Below are 16100 nucleotides of genomic sequence, written 5' to 3' on the forward strand. Positions count from 1 at the left end.
CCTCTACGCGATGACCAACCGGCCGGCCTCCGGCCCGGCGTCTCCACTATCGCGGCGGCCGGGCGTTCCCGGGCCGCCGCCCCAAATGTACGTCGAGCAGTCCGGCCGCCCCGCGCCGGAAAGTAGCTGACCGGACGGTGCTACTCAGCGGATGGCCGCTTTCGTAGTCGTTTAGTTGCCGCACGCTGTTCCTTTGCGGCGAGGCGCCGGCTGTTTGAGCCGCGGGTGGGTTTGGTCGCCCGGCGGCGAGCCGTTTCGGGAGCCAGACCCTCGGAAACGAGGTCGGAGAGCTTGGCCAGGGCGATCTCGCGATTACGCAACTGGGAGCGGTGCTCGGAGGCGGTCACGGTGATTACCCCGTCGATGAGGCGTCGTCCGAGGCGAGTGAGCAGCATCAGTCGTTGGTCGTCCGAAATCGCCGCGGAGTTGCCGATGTTCCACGAGAGTTCGACGCGAGTGTCCGAGGTGTTGACGTGTTGGCCGCCTGGCCCGGATGAACGCGAGAACCGCCAGGCGAGTTCCGACGCGGGGATGGTGAGCGCGGGCGAAACTTCCAGATCCATGGAACCAGCGTTGCACGATCTGGGCGCGATCGAAGGCCCATGCCTTGGTCGGAGAGGGTTCAGTCTGGGGCAGCATCGAGGAGTCAGATGCTATCCAAGGGAACTCCGCGTTCAAGGTGCTGATGCTTGGGTTGTAAAGGCTTGAGGGGCTGCACGGAAACCCACGACCACGAGGCTGCTTGGCCGTTACCCGCCGGTATGATGCTGCCCTCGGTGATGAAGCTGCATCCACGGGTTTTCCGGTGGGGGACCACCACCCGGTGTGGGGACCGTGATCGCCGGTGCGGGGGTGATTTACGGATTGTTTTCCCGGTTCAAGCGATGGCGCAGGCGTGTGTGTTTCTTCATCTCGTATTCCCTGGCGAGGTGTTGGCCACGCGCAGAGTTGCCCGTGGCTGGAAAGGCAAAGGTCAGAAGCCGGTGGACTGTGCGCGTTCTTGAACCGGCATTTCGGCGCTTGGGAAGCGGCAGGCCGGAGTTCCCCGGCCGGGCGTCTGTGCACGGGCATGGTTACGGCGTCTTCGGAAAAGCGATATTCATCAAAATCCGCGTCCGGGCCCTCACCGGACAATGCATGATGCCTTCTTCCCCGGGGCCAAAGCCCCTGTTATTCCACGCTTGCCCGGCGTAATGTAGGCGGATACTGTGCGGCCCGGCACTGGGTTTTCAGGTGAACCTTTGGGGAAGGCGTGATGATCGGGATGGCACTCAGAGACGAGTGGGACAGGCTGGATTCCGAGACGCGGAATTGGATTCTGCAGAATCCGGGGTGCGTGCTCCTGCCGCGCACTATATCGGGCAGGATCGTCAAGAGGCCGCCTCGAATACGCAGTGTGACCAGCACGGGCAGATGGTGCTCTCCGCTGAGGATATGGATTTCATCCGGGAGAAAGTACACAGCGACCGCCCCGCTGCGCCGAAGGAATACCGGTTCTTCAATCCACTCCGACCCTGAAAGCGCCTCCCGTCGGAACCTCACCTTGCCGCCCGTCCGACCTCTGGCTTGGAGTCTTGAAACGCCGGCGCATTTAACAGAACCAGAACCAGGACCGAAAGCCGACTAGCCTACGGTCCTGATTCTGTTTACGCCTATTGCTAAAGCTCAGGCCGCCCTAATTCAACTGTCGCCATTCGAGAGGAACGTTCCCGACTGGTATTCCCTTGTCTGCTGCGCATAACGCTCCATCACATCAGCCTGAATGCGGCCCCGGGTGCTGATGGGAATACCGTTCTCAATCGCCCAGGCACGGACAGCCTTGGTATCGGTGTTGCCGTTGCCGTTGCCGTTGCTGGCGCGCCGTGTCTGCTTGGCGCGTCCGACTGACTTTCGCGCAACGGATGTGTATTTGTTCATTGCCTCACGCAGTTCATTGGCGTGGGCATCGTTGAGATCAATCTCATATTCAGTGCCGTCGATAGAGAAAGTTATTGTCTCATTCGCTTCGGAACCGTCAAGATCATCTTCAAGAGTGGTTATTACTCGTTTCGCCATGCCGGAAAGGCTACCACTCCGTCCCGAGAATAAATTTGGCATCGGTATTGCCTAATTCGCTAAATGGGCTCCAATTAATTGCTAATAGTGAGTTGCCAAACACAATGGATCGATCGCGGGCACCCTGAGGCGGCCATGATGCGGAGACAGCGGTAGCTGACCGGCAGAGCCGGCCTGATGCCATTTTCAACCCGGGCCACACAGATGCGAGCGTCTCCGGCTTACAGGCTTCGTGGCGCTGACAAGTCTGGCGTGACAGCCGCCGTCAAGAACTACGGGAATATGCCTTGGCCACGCGGGACGGCGTCGTCAGCCTGCACCCCGCATGGTCCAACGCGTCGAGGATACTGTCCAGCAGTCCGTTGCGGCATTTACTGTCGGGGTCGTGGGCTGACGCCAGCAGGCGGAAGTCGGCAAAGCGAGGGTAGAAACCATGTCCCGCAGTACAGGGATGCCGAGGCAGCGAGAGCGGGCAAATGGCACGTCCCCTGAGTCTCGGATGGAAGCTAGTCCGTCCTCGATTACTGTTGCGGACCGGTGTGACGGCCAGTAGCTTGAGGCATGGCTAAAAGGATTTCGGATGCCGAGTTCTCGACCACCGAGGGCGTCGCAGAGTGGCGCGTGCTTTTCTGGGGTGCGAAGACCCTCTTTGAGACTCATGATTTCGCCACTGGTGCAAAGTTGGTTGCTGCGATTGCAGAGGTCGCACAGTCGCTCGGCCACGCCCCACTCGTTGATCTGAGACCGGATACCGTAACGGTCCAGGTGGTTACGCAAGGGGTGGGGCTGAGCGACCTGGATCTTGAGCTGGCCCGCCGCATCTCCGTCATCGCAGCTCAGCTCGGGCTGGTTTCCGACCCGTCAGCCGTGCAGCACGTGCAGCTCGCGATGGACGTGACCGACCGCCCGGCAGTGATGGACTTCTGGCGGGCGGCTCTCGGGTACGTCGCCGTAGGCGATGAGGACCTTGTCGAGCCCAACTTCATCGGACCTTCGGCCTGGTTTCAGGTCAAGGAACACGTCCCGCCGCACAACCGCATACATATTGACGTGTCCGTCCCGCACGATCAGGCACAGGCACGGATAGATGCGATCGTCGCGGCAGGCGGTCGGATCCTCGGGGACCGTTACGCGCCCGCCTGGGTCTCGCTCATCGACACCGACGGGAACGTCGTGGACATTGCCACATGGCAAGGGCGCGACTGACTCCTGCATGACGCAGGGCAGTACGGAGACAGAATCCGGCAAGGCGTCGCGGCTCCGGCGCTCAGACTGCCCAGCCGCGTGCGACTGCGTCGAGCGCCTCGGCGTAGAAGGCCTCCCAGTCGGTACCAGGTGGGCCGACCTGTGCCTGTCCGGGCTCACGAGTCGGTGGCAGCCAGCACGCCCCCGAACATCAGCAGATACCTGTCGCCGCCCGCTGCGAGGCAGCGAAGGAGCGGCTACCGCCAGCTATTTGGCACGGGGGCGGTGGCTGCTACGGCGTCGTGGGTTGCCGTTTTCAGTACAGAGCGGGGTGCGTCCGTCTGCGGGTTTTCAGTTTTCGAGGAGCTCAGTGTCGGTCCCATAGATCTGGTGCACCTCCGTTTCGGTGATGTGGGCGGCCGGGCCAGTGAAGACAACCGTGCCGGAGTGCAGCCCGAGGACACGGTCTGCGTAGCGGCGGGCCAGACCTACGACGTGAAGGCTGACGATGACGGGGATCCGTTCCTCGCGGGCGATGTCCCACAACAGTCCCAGGATGTTCCCGGCGGGCTGGGGGTCCAGGGCGCCGACGGGTTCGACGGCGAGAATGAGGCGTGGCTGCTGCATGAGGGCCCTTGCGATGGCGACGCGCTGCTGCTCGCCGTCGCTGAGGCTGCGGGAGGGCTGCTTCGCCTTATGTGCCATTCCCACGCGCTCCAGGAGTTCGAGCGCCTGTGTCCGCCTGGGTGGAGCCGAATGTCCCCAGGATGTTGATTGGCCCGGCGCTGTGCAGACCGCCGCTGAGCACATTGGTGAGGGCGCTGAGCCGGGGGACCAGGTTGAAGTGCTGGAGGACATGGCCGACGTCGGACCGCATCTCGCGGAGTCCCGCCGGCGACCGCCGGACGACGTCCCGCCCGGCAACGTCGAGGGCGTCGGCGGTGAAGGGGGTGATGCCGATGAGTGCTTTCAGCAGCGTGGATTTCCCGGAGCCGGAGGGTCCCAGGAGGGCCAGCACTTCGCCGGGATACACGTTCAGGTCGACGTTGTTCAGGGCAACTCGGTTGCCGTATTCAACGCGGAGGCGCCGGCCTACGACGACAGGGGTTGTCGCCCTCGGGCGTTTCCCCGGTGGTGGCGCGAAGAAGGGCGCTTCCACCGGGACGGCGACGGCGGGGCTGATCAGCGCTGTTCTGGTCATGGCAGCACTGCTCACCGCAGGTCCTCGAGGGAGTCGTGCGCGCCGGCGGAGGCGCTGGCTCCGCCGGAACATCCGGCGAGGGACCCGGTGAGGGCGAACACGCCCAGGAGCGAAGCGGCAATGATGCCTGCACGAGCGTGCATGGTGGTGCCTTCCGTCGGGTGTTGGGGTGACGGAATTACGAAACCACTCGTATCTGAATCGGAATTACGAGACTGCCGTAGCTTGAATGTCGCGGAGGTTAATAGTTGGTCCGGCAGGCGAAGCGGCGTGGAACCGGCGGCAGACCAGGCGTCTTGCGAGCTACCACGATTCCCCACGGGGCCCGCAGTCAGAGGCCTGGGTGAGCACTTCCTTTTCGGGAAGCGTGCTTCCCCTTGGAGGCGTCCCGGCCCTTCATTGGTGGGGCTGGGCAGAAGGTCCTGAGATCGCTAATGAGCTGATAGTACCGTTCGGTTGAGCGTTTCATGCGCCCTTCGGTAAGCGGCATCCTATGCCCGGCCCAGCATTGCTTCGTCCTTATTGAAGGCCAGGCTTCCTCCCGAAAGCGGGGAGAGGCTCTGTGCGCTTGGGGGTAATTGCTTCTGGACGGCATCGACATCGCGAAGAGGCTGCTCTACCGCGTCGGCAAACCATTTCAACTCCTCCCGCAGCTCCTTGACGGCCCGACTTTTTGAACAGTTTGGCGTATGCGCCCAGAACTGATCGGGATGCGCGTACGGCAGCCCGCATCTTGTGGGCCGATTCCGGACGCCCCAGTCTCGCTTTGGGGTCCAGCATCAGCAGCACGTCGAGCTGGGCTGCGATTGCCGTGTCAGCCGGGCAGTTCTGCTGAACAGGCCATGCAGGGGGCCGCCGCTGGCGTCAGGCGTCTGCGCCGGCCGTGTCATCCAGCGACTCGGGGGCGAAGATAGCGGCCGCGACGTCTTCGCGGAGATGGTATTGCCGGCGCTCTAACGGTTCCAGGCTGCCTCGGACGACGTAGTAGCCGCGGCCCCTCGCCGGGACCGCCGGCGGCGCGGTCGATTGCATTGATCATGTCCCGGTCCAGGAGCTGGTTGGGGCCGTGTTCCTGCAACAGGGCGAGGTCTTCGGGGCGGAGGGAGTCGATGAGCTGGGGAATGTCCGGCATGTTGAGCACCCTTTACCGGCACCGTTGGAAAATGTGTCTCCCCCGAGGCCGTCTCCGGGGTGCCTTAACCGGGTTCGTCCAAACCCGATTGTAAGGGAAAAGTGTCGGGCACGGTGCTGGTTGTTGGCCTTGAGTCGGGGGCTGCCGATCTTCGTGCAGTGTGATCCTTCCGGCAGCTGAGCATCTGCCTGTCCCCGCCGTCATCAGAGCGGGGGAAGAGGCATCTGGTAGAGCCAGGGGTGCTTGTTCTTGCTGCTTCAGTCCGGCGCGTTCCGTGACCTGGTCCCGGATGTACCGCGGCGCTTCCTGCCGACAAGCCACCCGGGAACGGCGGCGTCCAGCGCTGCGACCTTTTCGGGGCTGAGTGTGCCGCGGCCGTGCTTGAACCTCTGCGCGTGCAGCCAATCGCCCAACTCGTCCTCAGTGTCAGTGTCCGCCTTCTTGCGTCGTGGCCAGTCGTGCCCTGATGCCCGGTAATCGATGATGACCGAGGTCCTGCCAGACGGCCTCCCTTTCGATATCACGGGGCCGGCGGCGCCACTCGGGCAGCACGGGCCAGGCCGTCACGAATGGCGGGCGCCAGGATCCCGGCATTGGCGTCACGGCGCCGGCGCCGCAGCCATGCCGCCAGCTTCCGTTCCCACGCTGCATCTGCGGTGGCGGACGGGTACCGCCCCGTGGCCTGGACCATCGCAATCACTTGGTTCATGCGTTTTAAGCCTGGTTGTTTTCCCTGAGTTGTGGATCTGCTGTCGGCAGCGGGGCCGAACAGATCAGGGACCGCCAAAACGGCGCACTTCAGCACATGCACCATCTCCAAGTCCAGGAGTTGACGCGTTCGCGTCCTTGTATCAAGGACCCAAAACAGCTCCAGCGCCGGAACGACAGCCAGCACCGGCCCACGGTGCAGGACCCGCCCTTCGTGCCGTACCTCAACCTGGTCTCCGACTGCCAGCTCGGAACATGCTCGTACTTCCGCCACGGCGATCATTCACAGGCTCCCTCCATGCCCACTCGGCTGCTCCCAGTGTGCGCGCTCATGGTTGCGCAAGCGTTTCCACCAAATGACTTCCCCGTATCGAGACGACGCAGTGGGGGAAGAGTGTTCAGAACTGAAGACAATTTGTGCTGCCAGTTGTACTCTTCACTCAGGTCTTCACCTCTTGATCGCCCCAGCCTGGCGTTCATCGCGGAGGCCGGTGCCGGGCTCAGCCGGTACGCGTAGCCACAAAGGAATAGCCGATGTCATGGGATGAACCTTTTCTTCCAGCAGTGACCGGGGCAGCAACGAATTCGGGTCCGGGGGGACCCGGCGCTCCTCCAGAGGATGGGGCGGAGACGACGCTGCGCCAGCAAGTGATGGAGGTGATCAACGACGTCCTGACATCCTCTGATCCGGAGCCCGAATGGGCAAGAGTGCAGTTGCGTGAGCTCTTGGCGTCCCATCCAGACGAGCCCGAACGGGCGCTCCTGGAGCACCTGATCGCCAGCAGGACCATGACAGATCCGCCAGAGGATATCCCCGCCCCGTACCGGTCCGGTCAGGCTCCGCCGGTCTTTGCCAGGGGCCAGAGGAGACGGATCCAGGCTGTGCTGGGCAACAGGATGCTGCTGACCGCTTTTCAGCCCATCAGAGAGCTTCCGGGCGGCAACGTGACCGGCCTTGAAGCCCTGGCAAGGTTTGTTAGTGAGGACGGAGCCAGTGCAGACACCTGGTTCCGGGAAGCTTCGGCTGTCGGGCTGGGCCCGGACCTGGAGATCGCGGCGCTGCAGTGCGCACTCTCTGCCGCGCGGGATGTTCCGCCACATCTGTTTGTGGCGTTTAACCTCAGCGCGACGGCCTGCGCTGACCTCCGCGTCCGACGGCTGCTCAAGAACTCGCCCCTTGGCCTGGAGCGGATCATTCTGGAAGTGACCGGGGGCACCACAGATGAGGAATGTCGCGGGCTCATCCGGGCACTGAAGCCGCTCCGTCAAGGGGGGCTGCGCGTGGCAGTGGACGGTTCCGGCGTTGGCGCCGTATCGGGGGAACATATTCTGCAAATCCATCCTGACGTGATCAAGCTGGACCGCACGTTCATAGAAGGAATCGGCAGCTCCTCCGGAGCCGCCGAGGCGTCCGCAATCATCGATTTGGCGCTGCTGACCGGAGCGGTGCTGGCGGCCGAGGGCATTGAAAATGAGGCGGAACTTGATGCTGTCATGGCCTTCGGAATGGCCGCCGGGCAGGGATATCTGCTCGGCCGGCCTTCCGTCCACCCACTGGACTGGTCTGCCTGGATCATCCAGGATAAGGCTGCGCCCGGAGGGGCCGGCACAGCTGACGATGCACGCCAGGATTTGTTCTATCGAGAGGACAGGAACCGCCGCTAGCCCCGGGCTACTACTCCATGCCAAGGCGGTTGCGGAGTTTTTGCGGATAGTCCTCATAAGCTGCAGCGATGTCTTCAAGATCGACAACGGGAGGGAAGTCGATCACCGGTTGATGCTCGGCGAGGAATCGGGCAGTTTCCTCCACAACCCGATTCCCATCGGCCTCGGCCAGCCCAATCGTTTCAAGATAATCGGGATCGGTGCGGAAAAGAGACTCGACTAGCTGCCCCTCTGATTCCGACCGTACGGCGTACTCGTTGTCATTCACCAGTTCGATCCTGAATGTGTTGTCCATGACTGCAGAGTACGCCCGGACGGCCATCGCTTCGAGAGTGGAACAGCGCTTACCCACGCCGGGCATGAAGGGCAGGTTTCGCTGCCCCCGGCCACCTTCAGAAGCTGTAGGGCCCAAACCGTGCAAGGGCGACGCCAGCGGCCAGGATCCCTAGGACGATGTTGATGACGACGTTCGGAACTTCTCCGCGCCGGGCGTGCGTGATTGCCGCCCCGATCATCAGGAAGAAGAGCCCGGACGCGGCGGCAGGCACCAGGACGGTGGCTATATTCAGCACAGCGGGAAGGATGAGGCCCAGGGCGCCCAGGATTTCGACTGCACCGATCTGCTTCACAGTACCTTCGGAGAAGTCTTCAACCCATCCCTGCCCGGAGGCGGCAAGTTTTGCTTTTGGCTGGGCGATTTTCATTGCTCCCGCCATGAGGAAGAGAAGCGTGAGCAGGACGGTGATGACCCAAAGGACGATGTTCATGATGGCTTTCCTTCGTTCGTGATGTTTGACTGCTCAAACCGGATGTCTGCGCTCGTACCGGTTATGGATGGTTAGGGGGTTTGCCGGTCATGCGACTGTGGACCCTTGACGGTGGTGGCTGGCGAGTAGCTCGCGGACCATCGGGACAACCTCGCTGCCATAGAGTTCTACGGCTTTGAGGCGTGCACTGATCGGCTGGGCCCCGGAGGTAAAGATCAGGTCAAAGCGGCCGACGCCGAGCGAGGACACAGCGCGGGCGATCCGTTTGGCGACGGTCTCCGGAGAGCCGATATACATCGAGCCCTGCTGGATCTCAGCCTCGAATTCTTGGCGACGGACGGGAGGCCAACCTCGGAGCGCGCCAATGCGGTCCCGCACCACTTTGTAGTGTGGCCAGAAAATCTCCTTGGCCTGATCGTCCGTGTCAGCAATGAAACCCGGGGAGTGCATTCCCACAGGCCAGGCGGTGGTGCCGAATTCTGCCGCCGCACTGTTGTAGAGGTCGATGAAGGGGGCGAACCGCTCGGGCTGGCCGCCGATAATGGCGAGCATGAGCGGGAAACCGTACTTCGCGGTTCGGACCACGGACTGCGGTGAGCCTCCAACACCTACCCATGTCTTCAGCCCGCCCTCGGTCCTTGGATACACGTCGGCATCGACCAGGGGTGCACGGACGGTGCCGCTCCACGTTACCGGCTTCTCCTCGAGGAGTTGGGCGAAGAGCTCGATCTTCTCTTCGAAGAGTACGTCGTAGTCGCTGAGGTCGTAACCGAAGAGCGGGAAGGACTCTGTAAAGGAGCCCCTGCCGAGAATGACCTCGGCACGGCCGCTCGAGAGCGCATCCACGGTAGAGAACCGCTGGAAGACCCGCACGGGATCGTCCGAACTCAGCACCGTTACCCCGGATCCGAGGCGGATACGGGAAGTGCGGGTAGCCATGCCAGCCAGCACCGTTTCGGGGGCGGACACCGAGTATTCAGGACGGTGATGCTCGCCCACGGTGAAAACATCCACGCCCAGATCGTCGGCAATGACAGCCTCATCCACCAGTTGCCTGATGGCACGTGCGTGGCTGACGGGTACACCCGAGTCGTCCACAGGGACGTCACCGAAAGTGTCCAGGCCAAAGATAACGTCGCTCATGAAGCGCCTCCTCTAATTGACATGTCAATTATATAATTGACACGTCAATCATGAGCGCATATTGTTGACAAGTCAAGGAAAGGACTTATGTCGTTGAACGAGGTCGGGAGGGGCAGGCAAAGCCCGAATCCAGTTGAGTTGGCCGTTTGGCGCGAGTATGTCGAGACGGCAGAGGCGATCCGGCAGGCTTTAGCGTCTGGACTGCAGTCGGCGTCCAACGTGTCGCCAGGTGACTATGCGGTGCTCCTGGCCCTGAGTGAGGCGGAAGAACACCGGTTGCGTTCCTCGGTGCTTGCGGAGGGAATCGGGTGGGAACGGAGCCGGCTGTCGCACCACCTTGGCCGCATGGAAAACCGGGGTCTGATCCGACGCCACCGATCGGGCAATGACAGTCGGGGTGCAGAGGTCGAGCTCACCGACGAGGGAACTCGGACGTTCCGCAGCTCATCAGCATCACACCTGCGCCTGGTCCGCAGGCTCTTCGTCGATGCCCTCTCACACGAGGACCTGCAAGCCGCCGGCAGAGTCGCAACGAACTTACGCCGCCACCTGAAGGACATCGCCTCTGAACAGGAAAGCGAATAAGTCTCCGTCGAACCGTCAGCCGCCCGCGAACGGTGGCAGGACATCGACGACGTCATCCGGCGACAGAACGGCCGTGCGGTCCCTCACGGAAATTTCGTTGCGGAGGAAGCTGCTTCGTGTGATGATGCGGGCAAGGGGAGGGGTGCCGGCGGGAGGGTCAGGCCGGTCAACGGCGAGTATCGCTGTGAGCAACTCATCCAGTGTTGCTCGATCCCCGAGTTCATGGCGTTCCTCATCGACGCCGGCGGCAGCATGTGCGGCGGCAAAGAACCTTACTAACACTGTTGCTTAGCCTCCGATGGCGCTCATGCTGCGGTCTGGTTGGACGAAATCGTCCGCTTCCAGTCCTGTGTGGTCCATGCCGTGGGCCTTAGGCTTGGCCCACATGGCCTCCTGCCAGCGCCGGCTGAGTTCGTCGTCGTCGGCTCCGGAGCGAAGCAGTCCCAACAGGTCGAATTCTTCGCGGGAGAACAAACAGCTCATGATCTTTCCGTCGGCCGTGATGCGCGTCCGGCGGCAGTCGGCGCAGAACGGCTCGGTGACGGAGGCGATGATCCCCACGGTGCCCAGCACCGCGCCGACGGGCTCGCCCGTTGCGGGACTGCGGTGCTGGACCTGGAACCGTTCGGCGGGGGCGCCGCTGCGCTCCCTGGGGTCCGGGCGCAGCACGAAGTATTCGGCGAGCATTTCCCGAATCTCAGAGGCGGTAATCATCTCCCGGCGGGTCCAGCCATGGTCCGCGTCGAGGGGCATCTGTTCGATGAAGCGCAATTCGTAGCCGCGCTCAAGCGCCCACGCCAGCAACCCGGGGGATTCGGCGTCGTTGATTCCGCGCATCAGCACGGCATTGATCTTGATAGGGCCAAGTCCTGCGGCATCGGCGGCTTCGACGCCGGCCAGCACACGGTCCAGGAACGGGCGGCGGGTTAGCTTTGCGAAGGTCTCCTCGTGCAGGGAATCCAGCGACACGTTGATGCGTGTGAGGCCGGCCTGTTTCAATTGTTTGGCTTTCCCGTCCAGCCCCACCGCATTGGTCGTCATGGAGATGGGCAGGTCCGGATGTTGCTGGCGAAGGGACCCGATGATGTCCACCAAGTCAGCCCGCACCAGGGGTTCGCCGCCGGTCAGTCGCAGCTCCCGGACCCCCAGGCGGTCCACGCCGAGGCCGACGATGCGCACAATCTCGTCGGCGGTCATCACAGCTTGCTTCGTCAGCCATTGAAGCCCCTCGGCGGGCATGCAGTAGGTGCAGCGCAGATTGCACTTGTCGGTAAGCGACAGGCGCATGTCGGTGGCGCGGCGTCCGAAACGATCCAGGAGTCCCGCAGGCAACCCTGGGGGGCGCCGGAGTGGTACCGGGGAGCCGACGCCAATGCGCGGCCGAGGCATGCCTAGCTGAACACTCATTCTTCAGGGTTCCAGTGAGTAGGAATGATCAGGGGCTAATTCTTTAGACCAGCGGGCTGGGTATCGACGTAGGATCCCGGGCGGTTAACTGTGCGGCCGTTGTGTTGGCAGCCGCACTTGGCCTCGATTTCTAGCCGGACTGTAACGGGCTCGCCGGTCTCAAGACTGACTGTGACTGAGCCACTGCCGTCGTCTGAGATGCGAAGGGCCTTCTCTTGTTGCTGGGGATCGTACATTTAGTTCCTATCGTATGAACTGCCATGGTGAAAAGAGGCCGAAGATCCTGGTTCTATTGCGGAATCAGTCAGAATCTTCGGCCTCCTTATCTAGGTGGTTTTTGTTCTAGGTGATTTTGTCGTTCCCCGGGCAGGGGTCACCGTCAGAACAGCGTTCGTCGCATTCGTGCTTGGTCACGAGTTCGAACTGAACACCGCCGTGTTGCTCCACGCCGGTACGGATCGCACGTTCCATCACGTTCGTGGCCAGGCGCCGTCGCAGGGCCAGAGGATCGCGGCGCAGGTCCTTGGCAAGGGCAAAGCAGAGCAAGAGCATGACGATGACGAAGGGTAGCGCTGCGACGATGGTGATTCGTTGGAGGCCGGCCAAGGCTTCGGAAGGTTTGTCGCCGCCGGCCAGCAGCATGACTGCCGCCACGGCGCCCGTGAGGGTGCCCCAGAAGATGACTACTCCGCGGCGGGGGTATTCGGCGCCGTTGGAGCTGAGCGATCCCATCACGATGGAGGCAGCGTCGGCGCCAGTGATGAAGAAGATCGCGACCAGGATCATGGCCAGGACGATGACGGCTGCGGTCAGCCATTCCGGCATGTTCAGGTTCTTGACCAGGTCGAAGAGGGCGCCGTCGAAGTTGACGGACGGTGTCCCGTTGACCATGGTGACCAGACCCGGGGTGTTCGCCTTGTCGGCTTCCTGCTGGACATGAAAGGCGGCTCCGCCGAAGATACCGAACCAGATCACGCTGACGACACTGGGGACCAGCAGCACGCCGGTGACGAACTGGCGGATGGTGCGGCCGCGGCTGATGCGGGCGATGAACAGGCCTACGAACGGTGTCCAGGAGAGCCACCAGGCCCAGTAGAAGATGGTCCAGCTGGTCATCCAGCTGCGCAGGGCCTCGTCGCCGACCGCTTCGGTCCGGGACGACATCTCGGCCAGGTCGCGGGCGTAGTCGCCGACCGCGGACGGGATCAGGTTAAGGATGAACAGGGTGGGGCCGGCGACGAAGACGATGAGGGCCAGAACGACGGCCAGGACCATGTTGATGTTGGATAGGTACTGGATGCCGCGGCTGATGCCGGAGACTGCCGAAGCCACGAAGCAGGCCGTTAGAATGGCGACGATTACCACGAGGACGGGGGTGCCGATCTCGCTGAACCAGCCGTTGGAGGTCATGCCGCTGCCGATCTGGAGGGCGCCCAGGCCCAGGGAGGCGGCGGTGCCGAAGAGGGTAGCGAAGATGGCAAGGATGTTGATGAACTTCCCGACCGGCCCTTCGACCATCCTGATGCCGAAGATCGACGTGAACGCGACGGAGATCAGCTGCCGGCGGCCGAGGCGGTAGGTGCCGTAGGCCATGGCGATGCCCACGACTGCGTACATTGCCCAGGGGTGCAGGGTCCAGTGGAAGATCGAGGTGGCCATGGCGGTCTGGATGGCTGCGGGCGTGCGGCCGTCCACGGTGCCGGGCGGGGGAGAGATGTAGTGGTAGAGCGGTTCGGCCACACCGTAGAACATGAGCCCGATGCCCATGCCCGCGGCGAACATCATGGAGACCCAGGAAACGGTACGGAATTCGGGCTTCTCGCCGTCCTTGCCCAGCGGGATATTGCCAAACTTACCCAAGGCCAGCCAGAGGACGAAGATCACAAAGAGCGAGGCGGTGACCATAAAGAGCCACCCGGTGTACTCCATGACCCAATTCAGGACGGTTGTGGAGGTGTCGGCGAGGCTGTCCCTTCCGAGGAATCCCCAGAGAACAAAGGCAATGGCGATGACACCCGTGATTCCGAAGGTGACCTTGTCTAGATCGAGCTTTCGGTTTCGCCTTTCCATAACGGCGTGCTCCGCTTTTGTTTGACGCAGCTCCTGAAGGATCTCTTCATATTCTTCCGCATCCGACAAGGTGCCGGTAGTTCCGTCCTCTGGAATGAGGACGGCCGCTTCGAGCGCATCCTCTGAATCCAGTTCTTCCAATGTCGGGTTCTCCATATCGCCTTCGCTTACGGGAGGTTTTCTGGGGGGTTTGATGTCACTGTTTATAGCCATGATTGCGTCCTTTGCTTGGGAGTCATGGGCTGCTTGTTTTTTAGACGTGGCCGTGGGGTGTCAGGCCGGGAGGAAGGTTGGGGGCTTCCTCGGATTCGATGATCATGATGTCGCCGTCGACGACTTTGACCTCATGAGTTCGGACGGGCAGTTTGGCCGGCGGTGCGTCGATTTTTCCTGTGCGCAGGTTGAACCGGGAGGCGTGCAGCGGGCACTCGACCCAGCAATCCTCCACATAACCGTCTGTCAGGGAGGCATCCTGATGTGTGCAGGTGTCATCGATGGCGAAGAGTTCGCCGTCTTCCGTGTGGAAAACGGCAATCGGCGGCGCCGTATCGAGCCGGAGAGCCTCCCCTGGCGCGAGTTCACTGAGCGGGCAGGCCTTGTGCATGGTGCACCTCTTTTCCTTCAGGGATGTCATTAGCGAACGCCGGGTGCCCTACCCCACTTGGCTGTTCCGCTACAAACAACAGATTTCGCGTTATGCAACAGAGTGCGCCAGCTCACACCCTAATGTCAAGGGTTTTCTTGCTGCCCGCAATCTCTTGACAATGCCCGTGGCCTGCGTCACGCTGTTGCATATTGCGATCATTGTTGCGTATCAAGCGATTTTAGAAAGAAGTGTTTTATGGACACGCTTGCGATCGTGGGAGCCTCCCTGGCCGGCCTGTCGGCCGCCCGGGCTGCCCGCGCTCAAGGCTTCACAGGACGGATGGTCATCATCGGCGATGAGCATCACCGCCCTTATGACAGACCTCCATTGTCCAAGGATTTTCTCCTGGGTACCATTACGGCCGAGGACCTCTTCCTCGAAACTGAAGATGATGCACTGCACGCGGAGTGGCTCCTGGGCAGTGGGGCAGCCGGACTGGACGCTGCCACGCGCACGATCAGGCTGCACAACGGACAGTCTGTGGCCGCGGACGGGATTGTCATAGCGACTGGAGCACGTGCCCGCCAGCTGCCCCCGCTTGCTGGTCTTGACAACGTCTTCAGTCTTCGGTCTATCGCAGACGCGCAGAGCCTCGCCCCGCGCTTGGTTCCGAATGCCCGGCTCGTCGTGGTCGGTGCCGGCTTCATCGGCGCCGAGGTTGCCTCCGCGGCTTCGTCGCGGGGCATGGAAGTCACGATGATCAACAACACCCCCGTCCCATTCACTGCGCAGCTGGGTGAGGACATGGGGGCTGTCGTGGCCAACCTTCACACGAACAACGGAGTAAAGGTGATCTCCGATGCCGTCATCGAAGAGTTCCGCAGTTCAGGAGGCCGCCTCACCGGAATCCGCTTGGCTGATGGCCAGGAACTGGCCACGGACGTTGTGGTAGTCGGCATCGGAGCCGAGCCCAACATTGAATGGCTTGCCGGATCCGGTGTCGAGCTGGGAGCTGGCGTCCTATGCGATCCGATGGGCCGGACAAACGTTCCCGGCATCGTCGCAGTCGGCGACTGCGCGGCCTGGTTTGACGATTCAACGGGAACACACCATCGCGTCGAGCACTGGACCGGGGCCCTGGAGCGCGCTGCCCTCGCTGTCCAGGCACTGCTGGAGGAAGATGCCCCGCAGCAGCCGCTCAAGCCCCATTACTTCTGGTCGGACCAGCACGGCGTCAAGATCCAGTTCGCGGGGCACTCCGCCGGTTACGACAGGTTGGATATTGAGGCAGGGGATCCGGAAGAGCACAGCTTCCTTGCCGTCTACTACCGCGACGACGTCCCGGTGGCGGTTCTCGGCATGAACCAGCCCCGGCTATTCACCAAGTGGCGCCGTAGCCTCGGGAAGCCAGTGCACAAACCAGTCACCTCCGGGCTGGTCGCCGCAACCCCCTAGTGGTCGCAAGTCGACCACCGGCATTTCAACAAACTTTTTCAAGATTGCATACCAACTTCCTGAAGCTGTTCTGAGGAGGAACATTGACTACTGAGGTAACAACCCCGAGTCTGATCCCTACTTTGCCTGGTTCCACCTATG

Annotated in this window: 20 protein-coding genes; 4 read left to right on the forward strand and 16 right to left on the reverse strand. The window is 62.3% G+C overall.

Annotation, left to right across the window (positions count from 1 at the left end; all coding sequences use genetic code 11):
• Positions 1–140: 140 nt before the first annotated feature.
• Together arfB and J7E80_RS16225 are read right to left on the reverse strand one after the other, a co-directional pair.
• Positions 141–563, reverse strand: coding sequence for an alternative ribosome rescue aminoacyl-tRNA hydrolase ArfB (gene arfB / locus J7E80_RS16220; RefSeq protein WP_215053264.1), 423 nt, complete (start codon positions 561–563; stop codon positions 141–143).
• A 1117-nt stretch (positions 564–1680) separates the two neighbouring features.
• On the reverse strand, positions 1681–2055 hold the full coding sequence (locus J7E80_RS16225; RefSeq protein WP_215053265.1) for an Lsr2 family protein: 375 nt from the start codon (positions 2053–2055) through the stop codon (positions 1681–1683).
• A 561-nt stretch (positions 2056–2616) separates the two neighbouring features.
• Here J7E80_RS16225 and J7E80_RS16230 point away from each other — a divergent pair.
• Positions 2617–3261, forward strand: coding sequence for a VOC family protein (locus J7E80_RS16230; RefSeq protein WP_215053266.1), 645 nt, complete (start codon positions 2617–2619; stop codon positions 3259–3261).
• Between the two features lie 330 nt (positions 3262–3591).
• On the opposite strand, the gene J7E80_RS23910 is transcribed toward J7E80_RS16230, so the two are convergent.
• The 7 genes from J7E80_RS23910 to J7E80_RS16255 form a co-directional block, all read right to left on the reverse strand.
• Entirely contained in the window at positions 3592–3945 is a 354-nt protein-coding gene (locus tag J7E80_RS23910; protein ID WP_251036980.1) for an ATP-binding cassette domain-containing protein, read from the reverse strand.
• On the reverse strand, positions 3935–4441 hold the full coding sequence (locus J7E80_RS23915) for an ATP-binding cassette domain-containing protein (protein WP_251036981.1): 507 nt from the start codon (positions 4439–4441) through the stop codon (positions 3935–3937). The genes J7E80_RS23910 and J7E80_RS23915 overlap by 11 nt, the downstream gene beginning before the upstream one ends.
• Positions 4442–4452: 11 nt before the next feature.
• A complete protein-coding gene (locus J7E80_RS24330) occupies positions 4453–4584 on the reverse strand; it encodes a hypothetical protein (RefSeq protein ID WP_285291863.1) in 132 nt (43 codons plus the stop codon).
• Between the two features lie 376 nt (positions 4585–4960).
• Positions 4961–5248: a hypothetical protein gene (locus J7E80_RS24685; RefSeq protein ID WP_396020793.1), complete on the reverse strand. Its 288-nt coding sequence runs from the start codon at positions 5246–5248 to the stop codon at positions 4961–4963.
• A 57-nt stretch (positions 5249–5305) separates the two neighbouring features.
• Complete coding sequence (locus tag J7E80_RS16245) at positions 5306–5473, reverse strand: hypothetical protein (protein ID WP_215053268.1); 168 nt, start codon at positions 5471–5473, stop codon at positions 5306–5308.
• A 357-nt stretch (positions 5474–5830) separates the two neighbouring features.
• Entirely contained in the window at positions 5831–6097 is a 267-nt protein-coding gene (locus J7E80_RS16250) for a helicase associated domain-containing protein (protein ID WP_215053269.1), read from the reverse strand.
• Positions 6094–6282, reverse strand: a complete 189-nt coding sequence (locus J7E80_RS16255) for a hypothetical protein (RefSeq protein ID WP_215053270.1) — start codon at positions 6280–6282, stop codon at positions 6094–6096. The genes J7E80_RS16250 and J7E80_RS16255 overlap by 4 nt, the downstream gene beginning before the upstream one ends.
• A gap of 533 nt (positions 6283–6815) precedes the next feature.
• On the opposite strand from J7E80_RS16255, the gene J7E80_RS16260 reads away from it, so the two are divergent.
• The gene (locus J7E80_RS16260; protein ID WP_215053271.1) at positions 6816–7946 is read left to right on the forward strand and encodes an EAL domain-containing protein; all 1131 of its coding nucleotides are present in this window, start codon (positions 6816–6818) and stop codon (positions 7944–7946) included.
• A 10-nt stretch (positions 7947–7956) separates the two neighbouring features.
• Here J7E80_RS16260 and J7E80_RS16265 read toward each other — a convergent pair whose 3' ends face one another.
• From J7E80_RS16265 to J7E80_RS16275, 3 genes are all read right to left on the reverse strand, one after another.
• Complete coding sequence (locus J7E80_RS16265) at positions 7957–8241, reverse strand: hypothetical protein (RefSeq protein WP_215053272.1); 285 nt, start codon at positions 8239–8241, stop codon at positions 7957–7959.
• A 97-nt stretch (positions 8242–8338) separates the two neighbouring features.
• Positions 8339–8713: a DoxX family protein gene (locus tag J7E80_RS16270; protein WP_215053273.1), complete on the reverse strand. Its 375-nt coding sequence runs from the start codon at positions 8711–8713 to the stop codon at positions 8339–8341.
• 87 nt (positions 8714–8800) lie between these two features.
• The gene (locus tag J7E80_RS16275; RefSeq protein WP_215053274.1) at positions 8801–9856 is read right to left on the reverse strand and encodes an LLM class flavin-dependent oxidoreductase; all 1056 of its coding nucleotides are present in this window, start codon (positions 9854–9856) and stop codon (positions 8801–8803) included.
• Between the two features lie 87 nt (positions 9857–9943).
• Between J7E80_RS16275 and J7E80_RS16280 the strand changes: the two genes are divergently transcribed.
• Complete coding sequence (locus J7E80_RS16280; RefSeq protein ID WP_215053275.1) at positions 9944–10441, forward strand: MarR family winged helix-turn-helix transcriptional regulator; 498 nt, start codon at positions 9944–9946, stop codon at positions 10439–10441.
• Between the two features lie 15 nt (positions 10442–10456).
• On the opposite strand, the gene J7E80_RS16285 is transcribed toward J7E80_RS16280, so the two are convergent.
• From J7E80_RS16285 to J7E80_RS16300, 4 genes are all read right to left on the reverse strand, one after another.
• Positions 10457–10723 carry a MoaD/ThiS family protein gene (locus tag J7E80_RS16285; RefSeq protein ID WP_215053276.1) on the reverse strand — a complete coding sequence of 89 codons (267 nt, stop codon included), beginning with the start codon at positions 10721–10723 and terminating at the stop codon, positions 10457–10459.
• A 6-nt stretch (positions 10724–10729) separates the two neighbouring features.
• Positions 10730–11848, reverse strand: coding sequence for a GTP 3',8-cyclase MoaA (gene moaA, locus J7E80_RS16290; protein WP_215053277.1), 1119 nt, complete (start codon positions 11846–11848; stop codon positions 10730–10732).
• Positions 11849–12190: 342 nt separating this feature from the next.
• Positions 12191–14074: a BCCT family transporter gene (locus tag J7E80_RS16295; protein ID WP_396020794.1), complete on the reverse strand. Its 1884-nt coding sequence runs from the start codon at positions 14072–14074 to the stop codon at positions 12191–12193.
• Positions 14075–14171: 97 nt separating this feature from the next.
• Positions 14172–14522 (reverse strand): bifunctional 3-phenylpropionate/cinnamic acid dioxygenase ferredoxin subunit, encoded by a 351-nt coding sequence (locus J7E80_RS16300; protein ID WP_215053279.1) that lies wholly within the window; start codon positions 14520–14522, stop codon positions 14172–14174.
• 237 nt (positions 14523–14759) lie between these two features.
• On the opposite strand from J7E80_RS16300, the gene J7E80_RS16305 reads away from it, so the two are divergent.
• Positions 14760–15959: an NAD(P)/FAD-dependent oxidoreductase gene (locus J7E80_RS16305; RefSeq protein ID WP_215053280.1), complete on the forward strand. Its 1200-nt coding sequence runs from the start codon at positions 14760–14762 to the stop codon at positions 15957–15959.
• The last annotated feature ends 141 nt before the right edge of the window (positions 15960–16100 follow it).

Origin of the sequence: Arthrobacter sp. ISL-28, from assembly GCF_018613875.1 — a bacterium.
GTDB lineage: Bacteria > Actinomycetota > Actinomycetes > Actinomycetales > Micrococcaceae > Arthrobacter.

Bases quoted from the DNA above. Each gene is read 5' to 3' on its own strand.
- J7E80_RS16280 (WP_215053275.1), top strand. From the start codon at position 9,944: ATGTCGTTGAACGAGGTCGGGAGGGGCAGGCAAAGCCCGAATCCAGTT.
- J7E80_RS16230 (WP_215053266.1), top strand. From the start codon at position 2,617: ATGGCTAAAAGGATTTCGGATGCCGAGTTCTCGACCACCGAGGGCGTC.
- J7E80_RS16265 (WP_215053272.1), bottom strand. From the start codon at position 8,241: ATGGACAACACATTCAGGATCGAACTGGTGAATGACAACGAGTACGCC.
- J7E80_RS16245 (WP_215053268.1), bottom strand. From the start codon at position 5,473: ATGCAATCGACCGCGCCGCCGGCGGTCCCGGCGAGGGGCCGCGGCTAC.
- moaA (WP_215053277.1), bottom strand. From the start codon at position 11,848: ATGAGTGTTCAGCTAGGCATGCCTCGGCCGCGCATTGGCGTCGGCTCC.
- J7E80_RS16225 (WP_215053265.1), bottom strand. From the start codon at position 2,055: ATGGCGAAACGAGTAATAACCACTCTTGAAGATGATCTTGACGGTTCC.
- J7E80_RS23910 (WP_251036980.1), bottom strand. From the start codon at position 3,945: ATGGCACATAAGGCGAAGCAGCCCTCCCGCAGCCTCAGCGACGGCGAG.
- J7E80_RS16305 (WP_215053280.1), top strand. From the start codon at position 14,760: ATGGACACGCTTGCGATCGTGGGAGCCTCCCTGGCCGGCCTGTCGGCC.
- J7E80_RS16255 (WP_215053270.1), bottom strand. From the start codon at position 6,282: ATGAACCAAGTGATTGCGATGGTCCAGGCCACGGGGCGGTACCCGTCC.
- J7E80_RS24330 (WP_285291863.1), bottom strand. From the start codon at position 4,584: ATGCACGCTCGTGCAGGCATCATTGCCGCTTCGCTCCTGGGCGTGTTC.
- J7E80_RS16260 (WP_215053271.1), top strand. From the start codon at position 6,816: ATGTCATGGGATGAACCTTTTCTTCCAGCAGTGACCGGGGCAGCAACG.
- J7E80_RS16270 (WP_215053273.1), bottom strand. From the start codon at position 8,713: ATGAACATCGTCCTTTGGGTCATCACCGTCCTGCTCACGCTTCTCTTC.
- J7E80_RS16295 (WP_396020794.1), bottom strand. From the start codon at position 14,074: ATGGAGAACCCGACATTGGAAGAACTGGATTCAGAGGATGCGCTCGAA.
- arfB (WP_215053264.1), bottom strand. From the start codon at position 563: ATGGATCTGGAAGTTTCGCCCGCGCTCACCATCCCCGCGTCGGAACTC.
- J7E80_RS16275 (WP_215053274.1), bottom strand. From the start codon at position 9,856: ATGAGCGACGTTATCTTTGGCCTGGACACTTTCGGTGACGTCCCTGTG.
- J7E80_RS16300 (WP_215053279.1), bottom strand. From the start codon at position 14,522: ATGCACAAGGCCTGCCCGCTCAGTGAACTCGCGCCAGGGGAGGCTCTC.
- J7E80_RS23915 (WP_251036981.1), bottom strand. From the start codon at position 4,441: ATGACCAGAACAGCGCTGATCAGCCCCGCCGTCGCCGTCCCGGTGGAA.